The organism is Nocardia nova (genome assembly GCF_002933465.1).
Lineage (GTDB): Bacteria > Actinomycetota > Actinomycetes > Mycobacteriales > Mycobacteriaceae > Nocardia > Nocardia nova_B.
Genome location: NZ_PSZE01000092.1, coordinates 1 through 1064, shown reverse-complemented (window position 1 = coordinate 1064; position 1064 = coordinate 1). Strand labels below are relative to the sequence as shown.

At 66.7% G+C, this 1064-nt stretch carries 1 protein-coding gene; it reads right to left on the bottom strand.

The window, feature by feature from the left end; translation table 11 throughout:
* Positions 1 to 1064, bottom strand: a 1064-nt coding sequence (locus tag C5E41_RS32965) for an acetyl-CoA C-acetyltransferase (RefSeq protein ID WP_104379559.1), incomplete at both ends; no start/stop codon positions are given.

Below are 1064 nucleotides of genomic sequence, written 5' to 3'. Positions count from 1 at the left end.
TGCAACACGATCCGCGCGCCCGACATGCCCAGCGGGTGACCGATCGCGATCGCACCACCGTTGACGTTCACCTTGTCCGGATCGATCCCCAGCTTGCGGGTCGAGGCGATACCGACCGCCGCGAACGCCTCGTTGATCTCCACCAGATCCAGATCCGCCGGCGCAATACCTTCCTTCGCGCAGGCTTTCGCGATCGCGTTGGCCGGCTGGTCCTGCAGCGTGGAATCCGGACCGGCCACCACACCCGCGGCCCCGATCTCGGCGATCCAGCTCAACCCCAGCGCCTGAGCCTTCTGCTTGCTCATCACGACCACCGCGGCCGCGCCGTCGGAAATCTGCGACGCCGAACCCGCGGTGATGGTGCCGTCCTTGGCGAACGCGGGGCGCAGCTTGCCCAGCGACTCCACCGTCGTATCCGGGCGCACACCCTCGTCCTCGCTCACCACGATCGGATCGCCCTTGCGCTGCGGCACCGACACCGGCACCACCTCGTCGGCGAACACACCGTTCTTCCACGCCGCCGCGGCCTTCTGATGCGAGGCGGCAGCAAAAGCGTCCTGCTCGGCGCGGCCGATCCCGTCACCGGCGTTGCGCGACTCGGTCAAAGCGCCCATCGCCTGATCGGTGAAGATGTCGTGCAACCCGTCGTAGGCCATGTGGTCACGCAAAGTCACATCGCCGTACTTGAAGCCCTCACGCGACTTCTCCAGCATGTGCGGGGCCCTGCTCATCGACTCCTGACCACCGGCGACCACGATCTCGTACTCACCGGCGCGAATCAGCTGATCCGCCAACGCGATCGCGTTGATACCCGACAAACACACCTTGTTCAGCGTCAACGCCGCAACATCCATCGGGATCCCACCGGCCACCGCGGCCTGACGCGCCGGCATCTGGCCCGCACCCGCGGTCAGCACCTGACCCATGATCACGTAATCGACCTGCTCGGGCGCCACCCCACCACGCTCCAGCGCCGCCTTGATGGCGAAACCACCCAGATCCGACCCGGAGAACCCGGACAACCCACCAAGCAACCGACCCACCGGAGTACGGGCGCCGGAAAC